This is a genomic window from Limosilactobacillus sp. (assembly GCF_051873075.1).
In the GTDB taxonomy this organism is placed as follows: domain Bacteria; phylum Bacillota; class Bacilli; order Lactobacillales; family Lactobacillaceae; genus Limosilactobacillus.
In genome coordinates this window covers 1-22,815 of the sequence record NZ_JBJEEM010000004.1, presented here as the reverse complement: position 1 = coordinate 22,815, position 22,815 = coordinate 1, and the positions used below count along the sequence as shown (strand labels likewise).

Here is a 22,815-nt window from a genome sequence, read left to right as displayed (position 1 = left end):
ATTGGTTATCCGGGTTTAGTTTTTTTAAAGCAACGCCCAAACTAGGATCATCAGGCCCCGCAAAACAATTTGCGGGGCTTTTTTATTAGGGAGGTAGATCAGATGCAGGTTGATGAGCAATGGATGCGGCTGGCAATCAACCAGGCTGCCAAGGCCGACTACACGACCTGGCAGAATCCGCGCGTCGGGGCCGTGATCGAAAAGGACGGCCGGCTGCTCGCGGCGGGCTATACCCACGCGTTTGGCGGGGTTCATGCGGAAAGAGACGCCATCAGCAAACTACCGGCAAAGGAGCTGCAGGGCGCGAGCCTGTACGTAACCCTCGAGCCCTGCAGCCATTACGGGAAGCAGCCGCCGTGCGCGGACCTGATCGTATCCGTGGGGATTCGCCGGGTCGTGATTGCCGCCACCGATCCCCACGCCCTGGTGACCGGTAAGGGGATCCGGCGACTGCAGGCTGGCGGGGTGGCCGTCGAAACGGGGGTCCTGACCCAACAAGCCGTGGCGGTGAATCCGCACTACCACTTTTACTTTCGCCACCACCGGCCGTGGGTGACCCTGAAACAGGCCATTTCAGCTGATGGCAAGGTTGCCGCGGCGCCCGGTGAGCGGACCGCCATCACCAACGTGGCGGTTTACGACCGGGTTCACCAGGAACGAGCGTGGTTTCACGGGATCGTGGTCGGCAGCCAAACGGCGATTGTCGATGATCCGGCCCTGCTGACCACGGCGAAGACTAGCACGCCCCCGGTACGGATCATCCTCGACCGGCGGGGCCGGCTCGCCCAGCACCCGACATTGCGGGTACTCCAAGATGGGGCCGCCCCGACCTGGATCTTCACCAGTAATCCCTGCTTGGCGACGCAGCTGGCAGCTAGCAAGGCGACGGTGATCTGCCGAGAGGACAGCAGTATCCCGGCGGTCGTGGCGGAGTGCGGTCGGCGGGGATTGCAGGCGCTCTATGTCGAAGGCGGGCCAACGGTGCACCGGGCGTTTCTGCAAAGCGGTCTGGTGAACGAGCGCTTAACCTACCAGGGGGCACCCCGACTTGGTAAAACCGGGGTGCCGGGGGCCTGGTGCCCCCAGCCCGATCGTGCGTTAGTTGAAGAGCTTGGTGACAACGTCAGAATAAGTGAAGGAGTGATGACAGATGTTTAGTGGATTAGTTGGGACGACGGGTCGGATCCGGCACCTGGAGCGTGCTGGGGAGACAATGCGGTTGACGGTGGTTCCGCAGGCGGCAGACTTCTTAACGGGGGCGATCGTGGGTGATTCGATCGCCATCGACGGGACCTGCCTGACGATCGAACAGGTTGCAGCGGGGGGCTTCACCGTCACCCTGATGCCGCAGAGCGTTGAAAAGACCATCTTTAAGTTCCGTCAGGTCAATGACCGGGTGAACCTGGAGCGTTCGTTGCGTGTTGGCACCCGGCTGGAGGGCCATATCGTGACGGGCCATGTGGATGAGGTGACCCGAGTGGTTGACCGGCGGGAAAACGAGAACGCCATTGAACTGACCTTTGCGTTGCCGTCCCGCCTGCGCGCTCAGGTGGTTGATCAGGGAAGCGTCGCTATCAACGGGGTCAGCCTGACGGTCATGCAGGCCACGGCCAGCCACTTTAGTGTCGGCCTGATTCCGCACACGCAGACGGTGACCAACCTGGATGAACTGCAGGTCGGCAGCCGGGTGAACATGGAAGCGGATATCTTAGGAAAGTATGTTGCCAGAAATTTGAAAGTGGGGTTGGAATAATGGATGTTAAAAAGATTCAAGCGGCACTGACGCAGCTTAAAAACGGTGGATTGGTGATCGTAATGGATGATCAGGATCGCGAAGCCGAGGGCGACATGATCGGCCTCGCCAGCAAGGCCACCCCGGCCAAGGTCAACTTCATGACCAAGTATGCCCGGGGGCTGATGTGTGTGCCAATGGCGCCGCAAGTGGCCGAGCGCTTGCAACTGCCGCAGATGACGGTGGATAATACGGATCCGTTCGGCACTGCCTTTACCATCAGTGTTGACCACCACTCGACGACGACCGGGATTTCGGCCTTTGACCGCTGGCGGACGATCACTCATCTGGCGGATCCGCAATCGACCGGCCAGGACTTTTACAAGCCCGGCCACATCTTTCCCCTCGTTGCCAAGGCGGGCGGGGTCCTGGAACGTAATGGCCACACTGAAGCCGCGGTTGACCTGGCTGGACTGGCCGGGGAGGAGCCGGTTGCGTACATCTGTGAGATCCTGAAAGCCAACGGTGAGATGGCCCGGTCAAAGGAGCTCCATGAGATGGCGAGTGAGTATAGCCTGCCGATCATCACCATTAAGGAACTCCAGGAGTACCGCCGAAATGAGGTGAGTAAACCGGTCGCGGAGGTAAAGCTGCCCAGTGCTTACGGAGACTTTCGCCTGCACTACTTTGCTGACGGGAACCTAGCTCTGATAAAGGGCGACCTGACCGGGGAAGAACCGGTGATGGTCCGGGTTCATTCCGAGTGCTTTACGGGCGATGTCCTGGGGTCCTTGCGCTGTGACTGCGGTCCACAGCTCCACATGGCCATGCGCCGGATTGAGGAGAATGGCCGGGGAGTCATCCTCTACCTGCGTCAGGAGGGCCGGGGAATCGGTCTACGCAACAAACTCAAAGCCTACCGCCTGCAAGAGGAGGGGTATGACACCGTGGAGGCCAACGAACACCTGGGCTTTGCTCCCGATGAGCGTGACTATGCCGCGGCGGCGCAGATGCTGAAGACCCTCGGGGTCAAGAAGATCGACCTCTTGACCAACAACCCTGACAAGATTGACCAGTTGCGCCTTGACGGCATCACGATCAACCGGCGCCTGGCACTGGAGATCCAGCCGAACGAACACAACCACCAGTACCTGGTAACTAAGAAGCACAAGTTTCATCACTTATTGAATTTGGAGGCATAGATAATGAACGAATTTAGCGGTAAGTTTGACCAGCAGAACCTCAAGATTGCAATTGTCGTGGCCGATTTTAACACGACCGTCACCCGGCAGCTCAAGGAGGGGGCCGTGGCGACCCTGGAGAAGTTTGGGGTGCCAACCGACCAGATCGACGTCTATCACGTGCCGGGGGCGTTTGAGATCCCGTTTGTTAGCCGGAAGCTCCTGGCAAGCGGGCGGTTTGATGGGATCATGACTCTGGGGGCGGTGATCAAGGGGGAGACGGACCACTATGACCTGATCTGCCAAAACGTTGCCCGCGGGATCATGGACTTGAACACGCAGGGAAAGATCCCGGTAACCTTCGGCATCCTGACGACCGATAACGTCGAACAGGCGATGCAGCGGGCGGGGCTGAAGATGGGCAACGAGGGGGCCAGCACGGCGGAAAGCCTGCTGGAGATGATTTCCCTTAGTCGGCAGTTTTGATCCCAAAACAAAAAAGACCCCACGGGGTCTTTTTTAGTCGGGTTATTATAAAGTTAGGACCACCACAGCTTGATCAGCGCCTGGGTGCCGTCGTTGCCCAGGCCGCGGTCGTCAACCAATTCTGTGTAGAGCCGCTTGGCCTGAGCGGTTGCCGGCAGGTCGAGTCCCATGGCATCGGCTTCTTCCAGAGCGATCCGCAGGTCCTTGAGGAAGTGCTTGGCAAAGAAGCCGGGGGTATAGTCGCCCTGGAGGATCCGGGGCCCATAAGTCCCCAGGCTGAAGTTTTCGGCGGCCCCTCCCTGGAGGGTGGCGATGACCTGTTTGAGGTCAAGGTGGGCCGCCTTGGCGTAGACGAGGGCCTCGGTCAGGCCGGTCATCGTTCCGGCGATCATGATCTGATTGGCCATCTTGGCGTGCTGGCCGCTCCCGGCGGGCCCATAGTGGGTGACGGTCGCACTGAACTGGTCGAAGAGGGGGCGCAGGTGGGCGAGATCGGCCGGGTCACCGCCGACCATCACCGTCAGGGTACCGTTCTTGGCGCCGATGTCCCCGCCGGAAACCGGGGCGTCGAGGATGTGGAGCCCGGCCGCGGTACCGGTCCGGCTGATCTTCTGGGCGAGGGCCGGCTTGCTGGTGGTCATGTCGATCAGGTACTGCCCGGCCGTGGCGGCGGCCAGGATCCCGGCGGGGCCAAAGTAAGCCTGCTCAACATCCTGCGGAAAGCCGACCATGGTGAAGACCACGCTGGCCTGCCGGGTGACTTCTGCTGGCGAGGTGGCCCACTGGGCACCGTTATCAAGGACCGGCTGCGCATGGGCCTTGGTCCGGTTATAAACCACCACTTCGTTGCCGTGCTTGAGGAGGTTGTTAATGATCCCGGTACCCATGACTCCGGTACCGATAAAGCCAATTTTTGTCATTGCTTGTCGCTTCCTTTTTCTTACTATGATATTAATTATAGCGGATGCCGGAGTGGGTGGTAAGTGGGGCCTGTGATATAATCACGTTAAAACCGGAAAGGAAGCAAAACCAGTGAAGAACCTTTTTAAGAATCAACGCTTGACGGCCGGGACCGCTCTGATCAGCTTGGCCCTGCTGGTCATCACTGCCCTGCCGAGTCTTCACGCGCCCAAGTGGTTGCAGATCGTCTTTCTGCTCATTTTCTTAATATGTGCGGTTGTGTTTACGGTCACCTCAGGGTGGGAAAGGCTCAAAAATCGCCAATAAAATAGAACGGCTCCTGGACAGCAGTTTTGCTGTCCAGGAGCCGTTTTTTAATCAAGGGTAACTTCACCAGCCACGTCGGTCTCAAAGAAATCGGCGATCTCCTTGACCCCCATGCCTTGGCCAAGTCCCCACATCAGCTTGGTGATGGCGCTCTCGGAAGTCATATCGTGGGCACTGATGGCGCCCTCGACCAGAGCCTGCCGTCCGACCTCGTATTTAGTCAGGTCGCTACGTTCGTAGAGGCACTGGCTGGTGGCGATGACCGGAATGCCGCGCTTGATTAGCTCACCGACCGCCGCCGCGATGTTGCGCCGGATGTAGGTCATCCCACCGAGACCATAGGCTTCGATGACGATGCCGTGGCAGTCGTGTTCGGCCAGCGCCATCAGTAGCCGTGGGTCGAAGCCAGGGAAGAGCTTGAATAAGAAGACGTTGGTGTCAATCTTGGTGTTTAACACGCATTTCTCAGTGCTCCGGGGACGTTGGGTTTTGATGGTGAACCCGTCGGAGGTTACCTCGGCCACTGGCGGGACGTTGACACTCTCGAAGGCGTCGAAGGCCGTGGTCCGCACCTTGACGCTTCGGCAGCCCCGCATGATCTTGCGGTTAAAGGCCAGGTAAATGTTCGGCTGCAGGTTGGCGGCCGCCGCAAAGGCCAGCTGGAGGTTGTCCGGGGCGTCGCTTAAGATGACGTTCATCGGGACCTGACTCCCGGTGAAGACTACCGGGATATTGATGTGTTGGAGCATGAAGGTCATCATGGAGGCGGTGTAGGCCATGGTGTCTGTTCCATGTGAAACAACGATCCCGTCATAGTCGTTGCGGTAGCGGTAGATGGCCTCGGCGATCACCTTCCACTCTTCCGGCTGAATATTAGAGGAGTCGAGCTGGAGGATATCCTTAACGGTGACGTCGTAGGGAATGTTACCTAGTGTCTGGATGAGCTGCTCGCCGCTTTCGCCCGGGACAAGGCCCTGGTCAGAGACGACCGAGGCAATCGTGCCCCCGGTGGAGAGCAGGAGGATTTTCTTTTGTGTCATTTGTATTCCACCCGTTTTTGTTACATATTCTAGTTGGCTAAAATTGAAATGACAAGCCCCGACAAGTATTAGCGCGGCCAGCCGGCAGTAAGATCTTTAATAAGGGGTTGGAGCCGCGTTCGCTGGCCCTTCAGGTAGGTCGCGTAGAAATCCATCGTGGCGGCCGAGTCGGTAATCGGGAGAGTGACTCGGTCGCCCTGGTGATAGGCTTCGCGAGTATTTTCGTCGGTGATATTCGTAGTGAAGAAAGGAAAGTTGGTGTACTGGGTTAATTCTTTGAGGGCGTCGTAGTCTGCTTGGTAGAGGAAACGCGCGTCTGGAATCTGATCTTGAACCACTTGCTTCCAGGGGCCAATATCGCTGAGGACCACGAAACTGATGCTCCGCAGTTCGAGGAAGGTCACCGACTGCTGGTTGGCCAGGTACATAAACTGGTCAAGGTTGACGAACAGGTGCTCCTGGCCGAGAAAAATCGATTCCACCTGGTCGTCTTGGACCTCGCGGTTACTGATAATCATGGAGAACTGGCGATTATACAGGTTTTTCAAAAGCTGGTCGGTGGGTAGCAACTGGGACCAGACCTCGAGTGGATGTGCAGGATGCTGCGGCAATTGGTTGGCCAGGATCTGTGGCCCGGGAGCGTTGCAGGCGATCCGAATGACCTGGCTGGCCTGGTCATAGTTGCGTACGGTGGTAAGCATGTTTTGGTTGGCTAAAAGCAGCTGGCGGGACAATTTGGCGGCTAGCTTGCCCGTATCAGTAAGGGTGATCCGGTTAGGCTGGCGATCGAAGAGCTTTACGCCGAATTCTTCTTCTAGCCGCTGCATGCCCCGGGTGACCGTTGGTTGGGTGATGTTGAGCTTGGCGGCCGTCTTGGCGAGGGTCTGCGTTTCGGTGAAGGTGACGAGGTATTCCAATAGGTAGTTATCAATCATGTTGCCACTCCTTTCAGTATACGTCTCATCTATACTACCATTGAATTTTGGTAATTTTCAAATCCTGCCCGGGCGGTTAAGATAATGACAATGAATGAAACGAAAGGGAGTTATCTCATGACAGATGTAAATGTACCAACGGTAAAATTAAACGACGGTGTCGAAATGCCAACCCTGGGTTTTGGGGTCTTCCAGGTTCCGGACCTCAGCCAGGCCGAACAAGCCGTTACCGACGCCCTGAACACCGGTTACCGCTTGATCGATACGGCGGCAGCCTACCAAAATGAAGAGGCTGTTGGTAATGCCATCGCCAAGAGCAGCGTGAAGCGCGAAGACATCTTCGTAACGTCCAAGCTCTGGGTATCCGACTTTAACTACGAGCGTGCCAAGAAGGGGATCGACACTTCACTTCAAAAGCTGGGACTGGATTACATCGACCTCTACCTCCTGCACCAACCATACGGTGACACGATGGGTGCTTGGCGGGCCTTAGAAGAAGCCCAAAAGGCTGGGAAGATTCGTTCCATCGGGGTTTCCAACTTCTACGCTGATCAATTGAAGGACCTCGAATTGACGGAACCAGTTAAGCCGGCCGTCAACCAAATCGAAGTCAACCCATGGTACCAGCAAGATCAAGAAGTTAAGTTCGCTCAGGGCGAAGACATCCGGGTTGAAGCTTGGGCACCGTTCGCCGAAGGGAAGCACGATATCTTCACCAACGAAACGATTGCCAAGATTGCGGCCAAGTACGGCAAGTCCAATGGTCAAGTGATCTTGCGCTGGCTTTTGCAACGGGGAATCACGGTAATTCCGAAGTCCGTTCACCAAAAGCGGATGGCCGAAAACATCGACGTCTTCGACTTTGAACTGTCCGCTGATGACATGAAGGCGATGGCTAGTCTGGACAAGAATGAGAGTCAATTCTTTGACCACCGTGATCCGGTCACGATTGAACAGATCTTCGGCTCCAGTCTGCGGGCCGTTCAAGACAGCGAAAAGAACCAGTTCTAAGGAGGAAAATTCAGAATGGCTAAAATTCCAACCTTTAAGTTAAACGATGGCAACGAGATCCCGTCCTTTGGTTTCGGGGTCTTCCAGATTCCGGCCGACGGTTCCACCTACCGGGCGGTTGCCGATGCCCTGAAGCTCGGCTACCGGCACATTGACACTGCGGCTGCCTACTTCAACGAACAGGAAGTCGGCAAAGCGATCAAGGACAGTGGGATTCCGCGCGATCAGATCTGGGTAACCTCCAAGATGTGGCTCCAGGACTATGCTTACGAAGACGCCAAGAAGGCGATTGACACTTCCCTGAACAAGCTGGGTCTGGACTACATCGACCTCTACCTGCTTCACCAGCCATACGGCAAGGTAGACGAGGCCTGGCGGGCATTGGAGGAAGCCCAGCAGGCGGGCAAGATCCGCTCGATCGGGGTTTCTAACATGACGCCCAAGCTCTGGAAGAAGTGGGTCCCGAACTTCACGGTCACGCCGGCCGTTAACCAGGTTGAATTCAATCCTTACTTCCAACAGCAAGAACTGCGGGACGTCCTGGCTGACAGTCACGTGGCCCTGGAGGCCTGGGCACCGCTGGGCGAGGGCAACAAGGACCTCTTCGCCGAACCGGTCTTGAATGCCCTGGCCAAGAAGTACGGCAAGAACGTGGGGCAGATCATCCTGCGCTACGAACACCAGCTGGGGGTCATCGTCTTTCCGAAGTCCGTCCATGAAGAGCGGATCAAGTCCAATGCTGAGATCTTTGACTTTGAACTGACTTCCGATGAGCTGGACGCTATCCGCAAGCTCGACCATGGCAAGGGGATGCACGATCCCGATGCCCCGGGCGTGGCAGATGCGCTGCTTAGTGCCTTTGATATTCACGCCAACGACTAACTGAAAATACTCTCCCAAAAGACCCACATTAGCGCATCAGCCGCCTCCTTAGCTGAATGCTAATGGCAGGGTCTTTTTTAGTCGATGTGTTGTTTTTGACAGGAGGTCACTTATAATAAATGTAAGCGATTAACAACAAAGGAGTGATGGCGATGTCAATGGGAACGTATCAACAAGTCAAGGATGAGCTCAAGAAGCTGGGAATCGATGACTATGACGTGGTTGACCACCCAGCGGCCCACACCACCGCGGAGGCTGACGAATACATTGCCGGTCGGCCCGGCGTACGGACCAAGACCATGTTTCTGCGGGGTAAGAAAAAGAAAAAATTCTACATGGTGATCATGGACGATAAGAAGCCGATGGACTTCCACAAGTTCCAGGACCTGACCGGGGCCAAGCGGGTCTCGATGGCGCACCCTGAGGACCTCGAAGAACAGCTCGGCCTGGCACCGGGAATCGTGTCGCCGTTCGGTCTGCTTAACAACACGGCCCACAACGTCCAAGTCTACATTGACCAAGACATCGTCGACGAGCCGATCCAGACCTTCCATCCTAACGAGAATACTCACACTATCTTCATCCAGACCCCGGACCTCATCAAGTTCCTCAAGGAAGAGGACTTTGCGCCGGAAATCATTGACCTGTAAACAGCAGACATCCCTGCCACCGGGATTTCCCGGCAACAGGGGCGTCTCTTTAATTCGTATTAGTGGTCGCTGATGATGTCCTTGGTAAGAGCGTTGATCTTGACCTCGGTGGTGTGGGTTCCGTTGGCCACGTCAACTTCCCAGACCTGCTGGCCATCGTCGTTTTCGAGCTTCCACTCCCGGGCCTGTCCGTTCTTGGCCGTCTGTTCGGCTAATTTGGTGGCACTTTGGCGACTGATCGTCTTGCCCAGGTCGAGGGCGTGGAATTCGTCGTCCTGGTCGCGCTTGGTGGAGTGACTCCAGACGACCTTGCCTGACTTGGCGTTGATTGATGCGGTGTACTCTTGGTCCTTATCGAAGCCGTCGATCTGGTAGCGGTAGCCCTTGCCCTTGGGCTCCAGGGTGATCTCCGTTACCTTGGCATCTTTGAACTGCTGGTTGAACTTCTTGACCGCCTGTTTTTGATTAAGCTTGATGTTGGCGGTGTCGGCCTGCGCCGCGTTGATAATGGTGGGGGCGATGGCGAAACTAGCCCCGGCAATGGCGCCGGTGGTCAGAACGGTAACGGCCATCATGCGCACGAGGCGCGACTTCAGTGAACTTGGTTTCGTCATAAACAATCCTCCTGTAAAATTCGTGTTTCTTTAGTATTAATTATATCAGGTCCCCAACTGGCGCGTCGCTATGAGCCGGTTAAGAATAACGTAAGAATGGGCATATAAAAATTCCCCGCGCGACGGGCCGCGTGGGGAATTGACATTTACTAACTTAGTTTATTATGGGCGCAGGCGGTTGAGCATCCGTGGGAACGGAATGTTTTCCCGAATGTGGTCCTGCAGGGTGATCCAGGCCAGGAACCGTTCCAGTCCCATCCCGAAACCGGAGTGCGGCACGGAACCGTACTTGCGCAGGTCATCGTACCAGCCGTAGTCTTCCTTGTTCAAGCCATTTTCTTCCAGCTTGTTGGTGATGTATTCGTAATCGTAGGAACGTTCGGAACCACCGATGATTTCACCGTAACCTTCTGGAGCGAGCAGGTCGGCACAGATAACTTGCCGGTCGTCCGTTGGGTCAGTTGGCATGTAGAAGGCCTTGATTGCCCGTGGGTAGTTCATGATGAAGACTGGCTTCTTGAATTGGTCAGCCAGGTAGGTTTCTTCTGGAGAACCGAAGTCGTCGCCGTACTTGGAGTCGAAGCCGCCCTTTTGCAGCATTTCGATGGCTTCCTTGTAGGTGATCCGTGGGTATGGCAACTCAGTGAATGGCTTCAGACTGTCCACTGAACGACCAACCATCTCCAATTCGGTTGCACAGTGGTCAATCAGGTCTTGAACCAGGTAGGCAACGTATTCTTCCTGGATCTTCAAACTTTCGTCCTGGTGCATCCAGGCCATTTCTGGTTCGATCATCCAGAATTCGGTCATGTGACGCCGAGTCTTGGACTTTTCAGCCCGGAAAGTCGGGCCCATCGTGTAGACCCGACCGAGGGCCATCGCACCGGCTTCGGCATAGAGCTGACCGGATTGTGACAGGTAGGCGTCATCGTCGAAGTACTTGACGTCGAAAAGTTCCGTCGTCCCTTCAGGAGCACTGGCCGTCAGTTCAGGAGCATCGAACTGGGTGAAGCCGTGCTTGTCGAAGAATTCCATCGTGGCGAGCTTAACCCGGCTCCGGATCCGCATTAATGCCCATGGCTTGCGGGAACGCAGCCACAGATGACGATGGTCGAGCAGGAAGTCGATCCCGTGTTCCTTGTTACCAATCGGGTATTCGTCACTGGCACCGACGACATCGATATCCTTGATGTGGATCTCGTAGCCGAACTTGGACCGCTTATCTTCGGCGATCTCACCGGTAACGTAGAAGCTGGTTTCCTGGTGCAGGTCGTGCTTAGCCAGGTCAAAGGTTGCTTCGTCGACATCGTTCTTCCGGATGATTCCCTGGAAGAAGCCGGTGCCGTCCCGCAGTTGCAGGAAGGCGATCTTACCACTGGACCGCTTGTCCGTCAGCCAAACACCGATTTTAACGGTTTCGCCAACATGCTTAGGTGATTCACTAATCGTAATTGTTTCCACTGTTGAATACTCTCCCAACCTAGTTTATTTTTACAGAATTTGAATATGTGCTGCTTCACACTTCTTCAGCATATCTGCTGGCCAAACGCTGGCTTGTACTTCCCCAACGTGAGCCTTGCCCAACAGGAGCATGCAAAGCCGTGATTGACCAATTCCTCCACCAATTGTATATGGTAATTCGCCGTTGAGCAACATTTTATGGAATGGCAGTTTGGCCCGGTCTTCGGCACCGGCCTTCTTCAACTGTTCACGCATGGACTCTTCGCTGACCCGGATCCCCATGCTGGAGATTTCCAGCTTGCACTGCAGAGGTTCGTACCAGAAGATGATGTCTCCGTTGAGCTGCCAGTCATCGTAGTCGGGTGCCCGGCCGTCGTGCGGCTTGCCGGAGCGCTTGAGCTTGTCCCCAATCTTCATGAGGAAGACGGCGCCCATCTCCTTGGCGATCTTGTCTTCCCGTTCCATCGGACTCAGTTCTGGCCAGCGGTCTTCCAGTTCTTGGGTGGTGACGAAGTGGATCTCGTCAGGCAGCTGGTAAACGGCGTCCGGATAGAGCTCCCAGAGTTCACGTTCAATCCGCTTGATAACCTTGAAGATCTGCCGAACCGTAGCCTTCAGCGTTGTTTCTGTCCGTTCTTCCTTGGCGATGATCTTTTCCCAGTCCCACTGGTCAACGTAGATGGAGTGGAAGTTGTCGACGTCTTCGTCCTTTCTGATGGCGTTCATGTTGGTGTAGAGGCCTTCGTGCATTCCGAAGCCGTACTTCTTGAGGGCCAGCCGCTTCCACTTGGCGAGGGAGTGGACAACTTCGATCGTTTCGCCAGGAATAGACTGCATGGAGAAGGAGACCGGCGTTTCAACCCCGTTCAGGTTGTCGTTTAACCCGGTGCCCTTTTCGACGAACATCGGGGCCGACATCCGTTGCAGGTGGAGTTCGTGGCCAAACTCATCTTGGAAGTTTTCCCGGATGAACCGGATTGCTGCTTCAGTATCACGAATTGACAACTTTGGATCGTAGTCCTTTGGAATAATTAAACTCATAAATAACACTCCTTAATTTCTTATTTGGGAGCAAATAAAAAAGCCCTTCGTTCCCACTAACTAAGGGACGAAAGGCTTTATTCCGCGGTACCACCCAAGTTGTCTGGACAAATCCAGGCCACTCTTTTCAAACACATATATGTTCTACCGGCGAGGTAACGTACCGGGGACGGCTGAGCCTACTCTGCAAAGCGCATTTGGGTCAGCGGCATTGCGAGAAAGTGTTTTTCAATCGTCCAGGGTCGGCCAGCTTCTCACTAGCGCTGGCTCACTTGACGAATGCGGCGATTTACTCTTCTTTCTCATCGCTTTTGTAATCTTTAATGGTATTCTAACCTATTTCTAAGAAAATGCAAGTCTTTTTTAAATTTTTTTATCTGGTCGTGTGTAGATCAATCTTGGCAACCTGACGGAGGATAACGAAGACGACCAGGGCTTCAATCGGCCAAGTAATGATTTCCTTGGGGAGCCGAATCGTCAGCAGGGCCATGAACGTCCGACCGGTGCTGGATGAGCTGAGACTCATCAGGTAGATCCAGAGGGTCGTGAAGATAACGTTGGTCACGAGGATCTGGAAGAATTCGTAGACCAGGGCCCGTTGCCAGGTGATCTTCTGGTTGTAGAGAAACATCCCCGCGATCACCCCGGAGATAAATGCCGATAGGGTAAAGCCGGGGAAGAATAGGGTGCCCGAGCTCAGGATCGTGTTGGAGATCAGATCATTGATCACCATCGCCATTCCGCCGATCCAGGGGCCGAGGAAATAGCCGATCAGGGCGGTGGCGATGAAGCCGAGCCCGACCTTGACGACGGCGGGATCACCGACCGACAGCTTTCCCAAGACGACCTGAAGGGCAATCAACATTGAAGCCAGGGTCATTTGACGAGTTGTGAAACGAGGACCAGAAAAAGATAGAATTGACATTGTCAAAACCTCCCTAAATATTATTTTGTTAGGGACGACATTGACCAGTGTCCAATGTGGTGAATGCGGAAAAACCAAGCGGCCACTGTGGCCTCCTTTCGACGTTCACATTCCGTTCCGTCGAACAATTACCCGGCAGTTCCTACCCCAACAGTGGGTAGTATACGATATATCCGGATGTTATTCAATAGTTTTGCTTCTGATGATGGCAAAAAAGGAACTATCAAAGAATATACTACCTTGATAGTTCACAAATATACAAAGGATTTTGCCTTTCGACGCTGATTTTCGTATGATAAGAATAATAAAATTCGAAAGAAGGGGCCGCAATGCGGAAACGACAACTGATGTTAATCTTGGCCTGTATCGCCACCACGCTGGCAATTATTATGCTGGCGATCCTGATGATCCCGGGCAAGGGTGTTCACTACGTTTCGTCTTCGACCCTCCGGCAACCCTTCTTCCTGCACAACGGTTGGTATTACGATGGCCGGGACTGGGCGTTTGTTCAGGGCGGCCACAAGGTGACTGGGACCCGGCAGATCAACGGGGTCACCTACCGCTTTGCCAAAGATGGCAAGCAGATTTTACCTTATAAGATCAGCTACCAGTACCAGCTTTCCTCTAGGCAGGGGAGTAGCCAGGTGGCCGCTTCAAAGTACATTATCCTGCACGATGTCGGCAGTCGAGCTAATGGCCGGCAGGCGGCCAGCTTCATGCGGCGGACGGCCAACAGCAACCAGGCCTACACCAACTTCATTGTCGGCGATGGCGGGACGGTCTACCAGATGAAGCGCCCGGGGACCGTTTCCTGGGGGGCGGGGACGACCGCCAACCAGAACGCCCCGGTGCAGATCGAGCTCGGGCACGCCAGCAGCCAGAGCACGTTTCAGGCCGACTACCGGGCTTACGTTGCTTTGGCCCGGGACATGGCTGGCAAGTACGGGATCCCGTTGAAACTTGATAAGGGTAGCTCGGGCACCAAGGGAATCAAGAGCCACTACTGGGTTAGCCAGCATATCTGGGGTGATCACCAGGATCCCTATGAGTACCTCACTCGCTACGGTGTTAGCAAGCAGGACCTGGCCAGCGACTTGGCGGGAAGATAGCTCATAAGGATTAAAATAATCTTAATAGAGATAAAATAATTCCTATAAACAGTTAAGCGCTTTCATGTATTTGTGATACAATAAACATTACAGAGGTCGCTAAGCATTTATAGGAGATGTTAGTTATGAAAATCAAAGCTGCGATTGTTGACAAGAAGGGTGCAAAGTTTGATATTCGTGACGATGTCGAGTTGGCAGAACTACAGCCAGATGATCTTCAAATTCATATGGTTGCGACAGGTATCTGCCACTCCGATGAAGCTATCCGAAAAGGCGATGCAGAAATTGGTTATCCCGTTATTCTTGGCCATGAAGGATCAGGAATAGTTGAAAAGGTCGGCTCAGAAGTAAAGAACTTTAAGCCGGGTGACCATGTTGTTTTGTCTTTCTATGGCTGTGGTAATTGTATTAACTGTTTGAAGGGCAAGCCGACAAAGTGCTTGAATTACGCTGCTAATAACCTATCTGGTGTCCGTCCAGACGGCAGTGCGCACTTTACAGAAAACGGTCATAAAATTGACGATATGTTTGACCAATCATCATTTACCACGACAACGGTTGTTCGTGAGCGGAATGCAGTTAAGGTGCCGAAAGAACTTGATTTGCGGAAGCTCGGGCCGCTTGGCTGTGGTTATGTTACCGGTTCGGGTACTGTATTCAATACATTAAAGCCCGAACCAGGATCAACGATTGCCGTCATTGGGACTGGTGCGGTTGGCTTAGCAGCAATGATGGCTGGTAAAATTTCCGGATGTACGACAGTCATTGCGGTTGACCGCCATGATTCACGGCTTGAATTAGCTAAGGAATTGGGTGCCACGGACACGATTAATACTAATGATGAAGATATGGTCAAGAAGATTAAGGAATTGACAGACGGCAAGGGTGTTGACTACGCTGTTGATACGACTGGGGTTACTGCTGTTATGGAAGCAGCAATTCAATCGTTGGCACAGGGAGGCACGCTGGCGCCAATTGCCGTTACTGCCAACCATATCGATGTTGATACTTGGAATGACCTTTGCCCAAGCGATCGGACCATTGTTGGTGTTAACATGGGTGATTCAATTCCTCAAGTTGACATTCCACGACTTATTAAGTTCTATCAATTAGGAATGTTTGACTTCGATAAGACTGAAAAGTTCTATGACTTTGACCAAATTAACGAAGCCAATGCTGATTCCGTATCTGGCAAGACAATTAAGCCGGTACTAATCATTGATAAGGATTATCAGCCGGCAAAATAATTGATATGTTTACTAATAATGAATGAGGCTGGGAGAAAACATTGTTTTCTCCCAGCCTCAATTAGTTTAACGAACAAAAGGTAACGTGGAAAGCCTAATGGACTGGCTGGCGTCTAAGAAAGCGATGACCTGTTAATCATCGTTTTCGCTTAACGGCCTGCCGAAAGGTTAATAGCCACTTCCCCTTTAATTTGACAGAATCGCATTAATGACAAGCGGGCTTGCACTGGTGAGTAGCCAGGTAGTCCTTGGTGTAGGAGTCAACGGCCCGGAAAGCCTGGGCAACGTCGTCGGGCTCAATCTTGAACGGCAGCCGGCTGATGGTGTCGTTTTCGGAGCAAGCCGCCTTGGCAGCGGATAGCAATTCCTCATCGGAAGCGTCTGCTAAGTGGAGGTCGTCAAGGGTGGTTGGCAGACCCAAGGAGAGGATCAGCTTGAAGTACTTGTCGTAGCGTTCCTGGCTGGCCCCTTCGAGCATCAGCTGGGTCAAGGTCCCGTAAGCCACCTTTTGCCCGTGTGACAGGGAGTGGGTTTCTTCAAGCGTGGTCAGGCCATCGTGAATGGCGTGGGCACCGGAAAGACCACCACTTTCGAAGCCGAGACCACTCATTAGGGTGTTGGCCTCGATGATCTTTTCCAGAGCGCTGGTAACCACGTGCTTCTTAACGTCAGCCACGGCCAGGTGAGCATACTTGAAGAGTGTATCTTCACACTTCTGGGCGATGGCGTTGCCGACCAGGGTCTGCTTTTCGTTCAGCATCGTGTCGGCACCGGCCTGGGCAACCGCCTGCGCCTCAACGTTGGTGGCCAGGGCGTCAGCAATCCCGGCGATCAGCAGGTTGGCAGGGGCGTTGGCGATCACTTGGCTATCGACCAGGACCAGGTTCGGGTTGTGGGAGTAGAAGCGGTAGTGATCGAAGCTGCCGTCATCGGTGTAGATTACTGACAACCGTGAGCACGGGGCATCGGTTGAGGCCAGGGTTGGCATGATGACGACCGGCAGCCCCAGGTTGTCTGCGATGGCCTTGGCGGAGTCGCTGGTCTTTCCGCCACCGAGACCGTAGATGACGGAAACCCCGTCTTTCTTACCGATTTCGGTGATCCGGTTGATCTCGTTGGTCGAAGACTCACCGTTGAACTTGACCAGGTCGACGTCATAACCGTTGTCCTTCAGGTAGCCTTCCAGTTTTTGGCCGACAATCTTGTAGACACTGTCGTCCGTCAGCAACAGCGGTTTCTTGCCAAAGTCCTTCAGGTACGGGTCGCTCTTTAAGAGCACCCCTTTGCCTTGAACGTATGACGATGGTGAAGCAAATTCCTTAATCATAACAACAGACCTCCAATATGTTAATTTTGTAAGCGCTAACCTTACAAAAAATATTATACATCAGGAAACCGGTTGCCGTACAAGTCATTAACCATTTCTTCGCCAATTTAGGTCAAACTTAATCTTTCCTCTAGCAGGCTACTGCCGGATCAAGTCGAGGTGCTGAGGGTCCGGGCGATGCCGTTTTAGTGATAATCGAGTTTCGTCATGGCACTGGCGATCCGCTTGCCAAGGGCTTCGCTGACGCAGCCGTGCTTGGTAATGTATTTCAAGAAGGTTGACGAGAAACAGCCGACCGCGCGGGCAATGTCATAGATTGATGTCATCTTATTTCTTCCACTGAAACCAAAGCATTTTCACAACTTAATTCTACGGCCGCAAGTGCAAAAATAATATCCCCAAAACAGCATGAGTGCTCTTTGGGGATATTATTCAGTTATTAGCGACAGTTTTGGGCAACCGTGGCGTTGACGGCGGCCTTCTCCGCATCGATCAGGGCAACCTTGCTCTCGATGATCTTGATGTCCATCTTGATCTCCCGAGTCAGTCCTGGCGTATTGATCTTCGGTTCAAAGAAGGCCTTGAATTCCTCCAGCCGTTCTGGCGTATGGAAGACGCCGGCGGTAACGGTGATGAAGGTAGCAAACTCCATGTCGCCGCCGACCGTGTCGTTGAGCCACTGCCAGTCGGTCCGCAGCCAGTCCCAGGCCGCTTGCTGACCGGCATCGTTGGCTAAGACGCCCCGGTACCAGGCCCGCAGATCCTGTGGCTTGATGACACTGGCGTCCTTGTAGAGGGCGATGATCTTCTTGATCGTCGCCGGGTCGGTCGCATTTGGCAATGCCCCGCGGATGTCCTGCTTGAAGCTGGCGTCGGCGGTGTCCTGGTAAGCCTTGATCAGCTTGGCGAACAGGTCGTCATTGCCGTAGTTTTGGACCTCGTTTTTGAGGACCAGGCCCCGCACGTCGGCGGATAGCTGTTCCAGGCGATCTTGGTAATCGCCGAAGATCTGGTGGGCCGCCGCAATTGAATCGGCGTTGCGGGCGTACAGGGAGGCGTTGAGCACGTATGGCCGGGTCAGCTGGTCATCGTTGCTCTCGCCGGCCTTAGGCAGCCAGCCCAGCCGGGCCACCTGCTGGCTGCTCAACTGATCGAAGAACTCACGCAGCTCTTGTTCCTCGACGCTCCCGGGCTGCACGAACATCTTCAGGTTGTTGGCGATGTGGTAGAGCTCGGCGTTGACGATAGCCGATGGGCTGTTGGCAAACCGCTTCAGGAGGGGAACTAGGTCCGCGTAGGAAACCTGTTGGCCCTCGGCGAGCAGACGCAGGTCCTGGAGCAATTGCCGCTGGCTGATCGGGTCTAAGTCGTTGGCGTGATCGAGGATGTCGGCCAGGAGGGTGTCATCGTACTTAACGATGAAGTGCGAGTTGTTGCCGACGTTGAGCCGGAACGGCTGGCCGTTTTGGTCCCGCAGGTCTTGGTAGTTGCCGAGGATCACTTGTTTGTCAGTCATGATCTGCGGAGCGGCATCATAGTTGCTGTTCAACGGAATCTGCCAGGTCCGTCCCTGGTCGACCCCGTTACCGATGAAGAACTGCTGCTGGCTGAGGACGAGCTGTCCCTGGTCGTTGACCGTGGCCGTAACCACTGGGTAGCCGGGTTGTTCCAGCCAGGAGTTCATGATCTTGCCGATGTCCAGGCCGGAAGCTTCGCCGAGGGCCTGCCAGAGGTCGCTCCCCTTGGCGTTGTGGTACTTGTGGGCAGCAAAGTAGTTCTTCAACCCCTTCCGCAGGGCATCGTCACCGAGCAGGGCCCGGACCATTACCAGCATCCGGGAACCCTTGGCGTAGACGATCGCGGAGTCGAAGATGGAGTCAATTTCGGCCGGGTTGTTGACCGCCACGTGAACCGGCTGCACACCGTCCGTGGCATCCCGTTGCAGGGCCATCGGGGCTTCGGAAGTCTGGAAGAGCTCCCAGATGTGCCAGTCAGGGTGGATGGCGTCGACGGAGACGTATTCCATCATGTTGGCAAAGCTCTCGTTGAGCCAGAGGTCGTCCCACCAGTTCATCGTGACCAGGTCACCAAACCATTGGTGGGCCAGCTCGTGGGTGATCACGGTGGCGACCAGCTGCTTCATGTCCAGGGAGGTGTTATCGGGGTCGAGCAGGAGGTATGCTTCCCGGTAGGTGACCAGTCCCCAGTTCTCCATGGCCCCAGCGGAGAAGTCCGGCAGTGCCAGTTGCCATGAGTGCGGCAACGGGTACGGGGTCTGGTAGAAGTCTTCGTAGAATTCAATGGCCCGCTTGGCGATGTTGAGGGCGAAGTCAAGTTCCTTCGGCTGGTGGGCCTTCGTGGCAAAGACGCCGACCTTGACACCGGACTTAGTCTCCGTCAGCTTACTTTGCATTTCACCGAAGGCAAAGGCCACCAGGTAGGTGGACATCCGAACCGTTTCCTGGAAGTAGTGGACGCCGTTTTCGACGTGGTCCTCCGGCATGTTGGCAATGATCGTCTCGCCGGGGTGCTCGTCGTACTTGATGGCCAGGCTGAAGGTTGCCTTGGCCGCCGGTTCGTCGACACTGGGGAAGGCCTGCCGGGCCGCGGTGGTCTCAAACTGGGTGCCGATCAGCTGCTTCTTGACGCCGTCGACCTCGTAGTAGGATGGGTAGATCCCCATCATGGTGTCGGTCAGAGGAGCGGTGTAGTTAATAGTCAGGGTAACCGCGCCGGCTGCCGGCAGGGTGATGTTGATCGTTTCGGCCTGGTCATCGGTGGTAAACGGCACGTCCTGGCCCGCCACCTTGACGCTGGCCACCTGCAGGTACTTCTGGTTGACGGCGATCTGTGCCTGACTGGCGTGGCCGGTGATGGTGGTCCGGCCGGTGATCGTCTTATGACCCCGGTCGATGTCGAGGTAGAGGTCATAGTGTTCTGGTTGGAAAGTTTCCAACAAGCGTTTATTTGCTGTCATTAAAAAACTCACTTCTTATTTTTAGGATAGTTTAATTATACGGCGAAAATAAGGTGGGGCAAAGGAATTACTCCGGCCGGGATTCGGTACCGATTTGGCTAGTTGGAAGCTGCGGCAACCGATATAATAAAAACGAGGTGATTATCTATGGAAATTACGATTGAACGCGACGGTCTCCAGCTCTACGGCCTGCTCGAGGGTACGGATACCCTACAAAATGATACCGTGGCGATCCTGATGCACGGCTTCAAAGGGGACCTCGGCTATGACGAGACCAAGATCTTGCCGACCCTGGCCCACGCCCTCAATCAGGCGGGTCTGGCGACGCTGCGCTTTGACTTTGCCGGTTGCGGGAAGAGCGACGGCCGATTTGAGGACATGACCGTACTGAGTGAGCTGCTCGACGGGATGAAGGTCATTGACTTTGTCCGGCAGAAGGTCCAGGCCAAGCATATCTACCTGGTTGGGCACTCTCAGGGTGGGGTGGTGGCCTCGATGCTGGCCGCCTACTACCGGGACGTGATTGACAAACTGGTCCTTCTGGCGCCGGCGGCTACCCTGAAGGACGATGCCTTGGTCGGCAAGTGCCAGGGGAGCACCTACGACCCCAACCACATTCCGGACCACGTGATGGTGACTGGCTTCAAGGTCGGCGGTGACTACTTCCGGACCGCCCAGCTATTACCGATCTATGAAACTGCCCAGCACTTTGGCGGACCAGCTCTGCTGATTCACGGCACGGCCGACCAGGTTGTTTCACCGGAAGCCAGCCGGAAATACCACGTCATCATGCCCCAGAGTGTGCTCCACCTGATTGATGGGGAGGGCCACATGTTTAATGGCGAACGGCGCGCGGAAATCGTTTCGCTGGTGACCGATTTTCTAGCTAAATAAGTAAAAGGGATTGTGATAAATTCTGTGTTATCACAATCCCTTATTTTAGTTTTCGCTAACACCCTTGACCCGGAAGTTGTGGGTCAGGCCATGCCAGACGTGGCGGTCGAAGAAGCCGATCAACGGGCCGTTGGCGACCAGGGCGAACAGGGTCCCGATGTTGATCGCGTAGAGGTGCCCGCTGATCAGGAAGGTGACGGCCATGATGACGATCGGGGGGACGAAGTTGAGCAGCTGGGCCACGACGACCCGGTTGTGACAGTAGAGGAAACGCAGGATATTGGTCGTGTCGTCGTTGGGGTGCATGATCAGGTTGGCCCGCTGGTAGATGGAGATGGCGCAGCAGAAGGTGGCGATCCCGGCAAAACACAGGATGGTCCGGACGAGAAACGGCAGACAGGGCACCCCTAAGCGAGTGAACAGAGCGACAAAGACGTCGACGAAGTAGCTAAAGCAGGCGATGAAGCCAACCTCGCCGAAGAAGCGCCACTTATCCCACTGGTGGATCAGGAGCTGGTTGGCAGTGGCCACAGCGACGCCGACGACAAACATTGGGAGTCCAACGGAGGTATGAACTAGGTTAGCGATGTTGACCTCGGAGGCGGTCCAGGGACTGGTCCCAACGTTGGTGGCGACGGTGAGGCCGTTGCCGAGGGCGTTTAGGACCAGGCCGATGATCAATGCCAGGATACGGATAGACATGGGATTATTGTGCTTTTGAATGAGGGTTGCCTTCTTTTCGTTTAGTATTGGTGATTATAATAATGCATCTTTTGGGCCAAAAATAAAAGTTATCAGTTGGCGCGCTGATAACTTTATTGAGGATTACGAGAGCAGCTTTGGGTCAATCTGCATCTGACCATGGTAGTACTTGCGGTCACGGTCGCTGATCGGGCGGAGAACTTTGGCGGGAACCCCGACGGCGACCACATTGGCGGGCAGGTCCTTAGTGACCACCGCTCCGGCCCCGACCACAGTGTTGTCACCGATTGTGACGCCTGGAACGACGATCACCCCGGCGCCGAGCCAGCAGTTTTTGCCGATGTGGATCGGCAGGTTGTACTGGTAGCCCTTCTCGCGGAGCTCGGGGAGGACCGGGTGGCCGGCGGAGGCCAGGGTGACGTTGGGGCCAATCATGGTGTGGTCGTCGATATAGACGTAGGTGTCATCGACCACGGTCAAGTTAAAGTTGGCGTAGACGTGGTCGCCGAGCATCACGTGCTGACCACCAAAGTTAGCGTGGAAGGGCGGCTCAAGGTAACAGCCGTTTCCAACCTTGCCCAGCATCTCCTTCATTAACTGCTGCCGTTTATCGCCCTCGGTCGGCAGGGTCCGGTTGTATTCGTACATCTTCAGTTGGGCCTGCTGCTGGTGCTTGAGAATGGCCGGATCATCCGGGTTGTAAATTTGCTGATCGTGAAGTCCCATAGTTAAATTTCCCTGCTATATAAAATACCAACAAACGTAATCAAAGCTCAGCAATGATTACATTTGAAAAGGATTATATAGTTTTTCCTTTCCTAGATTTTATTTACCACCGTCAACATTGGTATTCCCATATCCGAACTAGCGGGTAATGACATTGACCAACTCTGATGGCATCAGGGTGTAGCCCACCCCGTTAAATTCATTATACTAATTGTAATAGGTTTTGGACCGCATTTTCATCACGGTCCATTACTGCACCACACCGATAGCACACATATTCATTATGCTTGGTGTGGTATTTTGAATTGCCTTGAAGAGTAATTTTATCTTTCCCCGTCTTAACGTAACCGCATTGAGAACAGCGTTGGGTACTCGGGTAGTGTCGATCGGCCAGGATTAATTTTCTGCCGTACCAAGTACACTTATAGGTTAATACTTGCCTAAAATAACCAAACATTGAACGGTGCAACCCTTTTGAGGCCACGTGGCTCATCTGCATTTGTTTAATGGCCAAGTCCTCAATTACGATTACGTCATTGTTATCAACTAATTGAGTCGTAAACTTCTGAACCAGGTCGTGTTGGATATTAGCTACCCGTCGATAATCACGTTGTAACTTGGCTTTCGTTTTAACGTAATTATTCGATT

The 22,815-nt window shown here is 54.5% G+C and carries 24 protein-coding genes, 1 riboswitch and 1 other annotated feature; of the genes, 11 read left to right on the top strand and 13 right to left on the bottom strand.

The features are described from left to right. Positions 1-102 precede the first annotated feature (102 nt). Genes ribD through ribH form a run of 4 tightly spaced genes read left to right on the top strand, consistent with a single transcriptional unit; the run spans position 103 to position 3,399 of the window. Positions 103-1,158 carry a bifunctional diaminohydroxyphosphoribosylaminopyrimidine deaminase/5-amino-6-(5-phosphoribosylamino)uracil reductase RibD gene (gene ribD, locus ACI31J_RS00660; RefSeq protein ID WP_439772546.1) on the top strand — a complete coding sequence of 352 codons (1,056 nt, stop codon included), beginning with the start codon at positions 103-105 and terminating at the stop codon, positions 1,156-1,158. Next, complete coding sequence (locus ACI31J_RS00655) at positions 1,151-1,753, top strand: riboflavin synthase (RefSeq protein ID WP_439772545.1); 603 nt, start codon at positions 1,151-1,153, stop codon at positions 1,751-1,753. The genes ribD and ACI31J_RS00655 overlap by 8 nt, the downstream gene beginning before the upstream one ends. Beyond that, positions 1,753-2,934: a GTP cyclohydrolase II gene (gene ribA, locus ACI31J_RS00650; protein ID WP_439772544.1), complete on the top strand. Its 1,182-nt coding sequence runs from the start codon at positions 1,753-1,755 to the stop codon at positions 2,932-2,934. Before ACI31J_RS00655 ends, ribA begins: the two co-directional genes overlap by 1 nt. A gap of 3 nt (positions 2,935-2,937) precedes the next feature. Continuing rightward, positions 2,938-3,399 (top strand): 6,7-dimethyl-8-ribityllumazine synthase, encoded by a 462-nt coding sequence (ribH, locus tag ACI31J_RS00645; protein WP_439772543.1) that lies wholly within the window; start codon positions 2,938-2,940, stop codon positions 3,397-3,399. A 53-nt stretch (positions 3,400-3,452) separates the two neighbouring features. Here ribH and ACI31J_RS00640 read toward each other — a convergent pair whose 3' ends face one another. After that, positions 3,453-4,319, bottom strand: coding sequence for an NAD(P)-dependent oxidoreductase (locus ACI31J_RS00640; RefSeq protein ID WP_439772542.1), 867 nt, complete (start codon positions 4,317-4,319; stop codon positions 3,453-3,455). A gap of 112 nt (positions 4,320-4,431) precedes the next feature. On the opposite strand from ACI31J_RS00640, the gene ACI31J_RS00635 reads away from it, so the two are divergent. Continuing rightward, on the top strand, positions 4,432-4,626 hold the full coding sequence (locus tag ACI31J_RS00635; protein WP_439772541.1) for a hypothetical protein: 195 nt from the start codon (positions 4,432-4,434) through the stop codon (positions 4,624-4,626). Between the two features lie 47 nt (positions 4,627-4,673). Here the strand turns inward: ACI31J_RS00635 and ACI31J_RS00630 are convergent, their stop codons facing one another. Together ACI31J_RS00630 and ACI31J_RS00625 are read right to left on the bottom strand one after the other, a co-directional pair. Further along, a complete protein-coding gene (locus ACI31J_RS00630; protein ID WP_439772540.1) occupies positions 4,674-5,666 on the bottom strand; it encodes an asparaginase in 993 nt (330 codons plus the stop codon). 68 nt (positions 5,667-5,734) lie between these two features. Further along, positions 5,735-6,601, bottom strand: coding sequence for a LysR family transcriptional regulator (locus ACI31J_RS00625; protein WP_439772539.1), 867 nt, complete (start codon positions 6,599-6,601; stop codon positions 5,735-5,737). A 117-nt stretch (positions 6,602-6,718) separates the two neighbouring features. Here ACI31J_RS00625 and ACI31J_RS00620 point away from each other — a divergent pair, with 117 nt between their 5' ends. The 3 genes from ACI31J_RS00620 to ACI31J_RS00610 all read left to right on the top strand — a co-directional run bounded on the left by ACI31J_RS00620 (position 6,719) and on the right by ACI31J_RS00610 (position 9,144). Further along, entirely contained in the window at positions 6,719-7,612 is an 894-nt protein-coding gene (locus ACI31J_RS00620; RefSeq protein WP_439772538.1) for an aldo/keto reductase, read from the top strand. A 15-nt stretch (positions 7,613-7,627) separates the two neighbouring features. Next, entirely contained in the window at positions 7,628-8,494 is an 867-nt protein-coding gene (locus tag ACI31J_RS00615; protein WP_439772537.1) for an aldo/keto reductase, read from the top strand. Between the two features lie 152 nt (positions 8,495-8,646). After that, positions 8,647-9,144 (top strand): prolyl-tRNA synthetase associated domain-containing protein, encoded by a 498-nt coding sequence (locus ACI31J_RS00610; RefSeq protein ID WP_439772536.1) that lies wholly within the window; start codon positions 8,647-8,649, stop codon positions 9,142-9,144. Between the two features lie 59 nt (positions 9,145-9,203). Here ACI31J_RS00610 and ACI31J_RS00605 read toward each other — a convergent pair whose 3' ends face one another. From ACI31J_RS00605 to ACI31J_RS00590, 4 genes are all read right to left on the bottom strand, one after another. Then, positions 9,204-9,758 carry a PepSY domain-containing protein gene (locus ACI31J_RS00605; RefSeq protein ID WP_439772535.1) on the bottom strand — a complete coding sequence of 185 codons (555 nt, stop codon included), beginning with the start codon at positions 9,756-9,758 and terminating at the stop codon, positions 9,204-9,206. A 162-nt stretch (positions 9,759-9,920) separates the two neighbouring features. Further along, positions 9,921-11,219: an asparagine--tRNA ligase gene (asnS, locus tag ACI31J_RS00600; RefSeq protein ID WP_439772534.1), complete on the bottom strand. Its 1,299-nt coding sequence runs from the start codon at positions 11,217-11,219 to the stop codon at positions 9,921-9,923. Positions 11,220-11,249: 30 nt separating this feature from the next. Then, positions 11,250-12,260, bottom strand: a complete 1,011-nt coding sequence (gene asnA / locus ACI31J_RS00595; protein ID WP_439772533.1) for an aspartate--ammonia ligase — start codon at positions 12,258-12,260, stop codon at positions 11,250-11,252. Between the two features lie 60 nt (positions 12,261-12,320). Next, positions 12,321-12,575, bottom strand: a binding site (T-box leader). A gap of 58 nt (positions 12,576-12,633) precedes the next feature. After that, the gene (locus ACI31J_RS00590; RefSeq protein WP_439772532.1) at positions 12,634-13,185 is read right to left on the bottom strand and encodes a folate family ECF transporter S component; all 552 of its coding nucleotides are present in this window, start codon (positions 13,183-13,185) and stop codon (positions 12,634-12,636) included. Positions 13,186-13,240: 55 nt separating this feature from the next. Continuing rightward, a riboswitch (THF riboswitch) is annotated at positions 13,241-13,337 on the bottom strand. Positions 13,338-13,514: 177 nt separating this feature from the next. Between ACI31J_RS00590 and ACI31J_RS00585 the strand changes: the two genes are divergently transcribed. Both ACI31J_RS00585 and ACI31J_RS00580 read left to right on the top strand, forming a co-directional pair. After that, on the top strand, positions 13,515-14,294 hold the full coding sequence (locus tag ACI31J_RS00585) for an N-acetylmuramoyl-L-alanine amidase (protein ID WP_439772531.1): 780 nt from the start codon (positions 13,515-13,517) through the stop codon (positions 14,292-14,294). Between the two features lie 125 nt (positions 14,295-14,419). Continuing rightward, positions 14,420-15,541, top strand: coding sequence for an NAD(P)-dependent alcohol dehydrogenase (locus tag ACI31J_RS00580; protein WP_439772530.1), 1,122 nt, complete (start codon positions 14,420-14,422; stop codon positions 15,539-15,541). 205 nt (positions 15,542-15,746) lie between these two features. On the opposite strand, the gene ACI31J_RS00575 is transcribed toward ACI31J_RS00580, so the two are convergent. The 3 genes from ACI31J_RS00575 to ACI31J_RS00565 all read right to left on the bottom strand — a co-directional run bounded on the left by ACI31J_RS00575 (position 15,747) and on the right by ACI31J_RS00565 (position 19,845). Beyond that, the gene (locus tag ACI31J_RS00575) at positions 15,747-16,868 is read right to left on the bottom strand and encodes a glycerol dehydrogenase (protein WP_439772529.1); all 1,122 of its coding nucleotides are present in this window, start codon (positions 16,866-16,868) and stop codon (positions 15,747-15,749) included. 185 nt (positions 16,869-17,053) lie between these two features. Then, entirely contained in the window at positions 17,054-17,194 is a 141-nt protein-coding gene (locus tag ACI31J_RS00570) for a LacI family DNA-binding transcriptional regulator (RefSeq protein ID WP_439772528.1), read from the bottom strand. 113 nt (positions 17,195-17,307) lie between these two features. Beyond that, positions 17,308-19,845, bottom strand: coding sequence for a M1 family metallopeptidase (locus ACI31J_RS00565; RefSeq protein ID WP_439772527.1), 2,538 nt, complete (start codon positions 19,843-19,845; stop codon positions 17,308-17,310). A 147-nt stretch (positions 19,846-19,992) separates the two neighbouring features. On the opposite strand from ACI31J_RS00565, the gene ACI31J_RS00560 reads away from it, so the two are divergent. After that, complete coding sequence (locus ACI31J_RS00560) at positions 19,993-20,739, top strand: alpha/beta hydrolase (protein ID WP_439772526.1); 747 nt, start codon at positions 19,993-19,995, stop codon at positions 20,737-20,739. A 45-nt stretch (positions 20,740-20,784) separates the two neighbouring features. On the opposite strand, the gene ACI31J_RS00555 is transcribed toward ACI31J_RS00560, so the two are convergent. The 3 genes from ACI31J_RS00555 to ACI31J_RS00545 all read right to left on the bottom strand — a co-directional run. After that, positions 20,785-21,441, bottom strand: coding sequence for a YczE/YyaS/YitT family protein (locus tag ACI31J_RS00555; RefSeq protein ID WP_439772525.1), 657 nt, complete (start codon positions 21,439-21,441; stop codon positions 20,785-20,787). A gap of 123 nt (positions 21,442-21,564) precedes the next feature. Next, positions 21,565-22,167, bottom strand: coding sequence for a sugar O-acetyltransferase (locus ACI31J_RS00550; RefSeq protein ID WP_439772524.1), 603 nt, complete (start codon positions 22,165-22,167; stop codon positions 21,565-21,567). Between the two features lie 202 nt (positions 22,168-22,369). Then, the coding region (locus tag ACI31J_RS00545; protein ID WP_439772523.1) for an RNA-guided endonuclease InsQ/TnpB family protein at positions 22,370-22,815 on the bottom strand (446 nt) is incomplete at its 5' end.

Excerpts from the sequence above, each read along its gene's own strand:
- ribD (WP_439772546.1), top strand. The coding sequence starts at position 103 with ATGCAGGTTGATGAGCAATGGATGCGGCTGGCAATCAACCAGGCTGCC.
- ACI31J_RS00655 (WP_439772545.1), top strand. The coding sequence starts at position 1,151 with ATGTTTAGTGGATTAGTTGGGACGACGGGTCGGATCCGGCACCTGGAG.
- ribA (WP_439772544.1), top strand. The coding sequence starts at position 1,753 with ATGGATGTTAAAAAGATTCAAGCGGCACTGACGCAGCTTAAAAACGGT.
- ribH (WP_439772543.1), top strand. The coding sequence starts at position 2,938 with ATGAACGAATTTAGCGGTAAGTTTGACCAGCAGAACCTCAAGATTGCA.
- ACI31J_RS00640 (WP_439772542.1), bottom strand. The coding sequence starts at position 4,319 with ATGACAAAAATTGGCTTTATCGGTACCGGAGTCATGGGTACCGGGATC.
- ACI31J_RS00630 (WP_439772540.1), bottom strand. The coding sequence starts at position 5,666 with ATGACACAAAAGAAAATCCTCCTGCTCTCCACCGGGGGCACGATTGCC.
- ACI31J_RS00625 (WP_439772539.1), bottom strand. The coding sequence starts at position 6,601 with ATGATTGATAACTACCTATTGGAATACCTCGTCACCTTCACCGAAACG.
- ACI31J_RS00620 (WP_439772538.1), top strand. The coding sequence starts at position 6,719 with ATGACAGATGTAAATGTACCAACGGTAAAATTAAACGACGGTGTCGAA.
- ACI31J_RS00615 (WP_439772537.1), top strand. The coding sequence starts at position 7,628 with ATGGCTAAAATTCCAACCTTTAAGTTAAACGATGGCAACGAGATCCCG.
- ACI31J_RS00610 (WP_439772536.1), top strand. The coding sequence starts at position 8,647 with ATGTCAATGGGAACGTATCAACAAGTCAAGGATGAGCTCAAGAAGCTG.
- ACI31J_RS00605 (WP_439772535.1), bottom strand. The coding sequence starts at position 9,758 with ATGACGAAACCAAGTTCACTGAAGTCGCGCCTCGTGCGCATGATGGCC.
- asnA (WP_439772533.1), bottom strand. The coding sequence starts at position 12,260 with ATGAGTTTAATTATTCCAAAGGACTACGATCCAAAGTTGTCAATTCGT.
- ACI31J_RS00590 (WP_439772532.1), bottom strand. The coding sequence starts at position 13,185 with ATGTCAATTCTATCTTTTTCTGGTCCTCGTTTCACAACTCGTCAAATG.
- ACI31J_RS00585 (WP_439772531.1), top strand. The coding sequence starts at position 13,515 with ATGCGGAAACGACAACTGATGTTAATCTTGGCCTGTATCGCCACCACG.
- ACI31J_RS00580 (WP_439772530.1), top strand. The coding sequence starts at position 14,420 with ATGAAAATCAAAGCTGCGATTGTTGACAAGAAGGGTGCAAAGTTTGAT.
- ACI31J_RS00575 (WP_439772529.1), bottom strand. The coding sequence starts at position 16,868 with ATGATTAAGGAATTTGCTTCACCATCGTCATACGTTCAAGGCAAAGGG.
- ACI31J_RS00570 (WP_439772528.1), bottom strand. The coding sequence starts at position 17,194 with ATGACATCAATCTATGACATTGCCCGCGCGGTCGGCTGTTTCTCGTCA.
- ACI31J_RS00565 (WP_439772527.1), bottom strand. The coding sequence starts at position 19,845 with ATGACAGCAAATAAACGCTTGTTGGAAACTTTCCAACCAGAACACTAT.
- ACI31J_RS00560 (WP_439772526.1), top strand. The coding sequence starts at position 19,993 with ATGGAAATTACGATTGAACGCGACGGTCTCCAGCTCTACGGCCTGCTC.
- ACI31J_RS00555 (WP_439772525.1), bottom strand. The coding sequence starts at position 21,441 with ATGTCTATCCGTATCCTGGCATTGATCATCGGCCTGGTCCTAAACGCC.
- ACI31J_RS00550 (WP_439772524.1), bottom strand. The coding sequence starts at position 22,167 with ATGGGACTTCACGATCAGCAAATTTACAACCCGGATGATCCGGCCATT.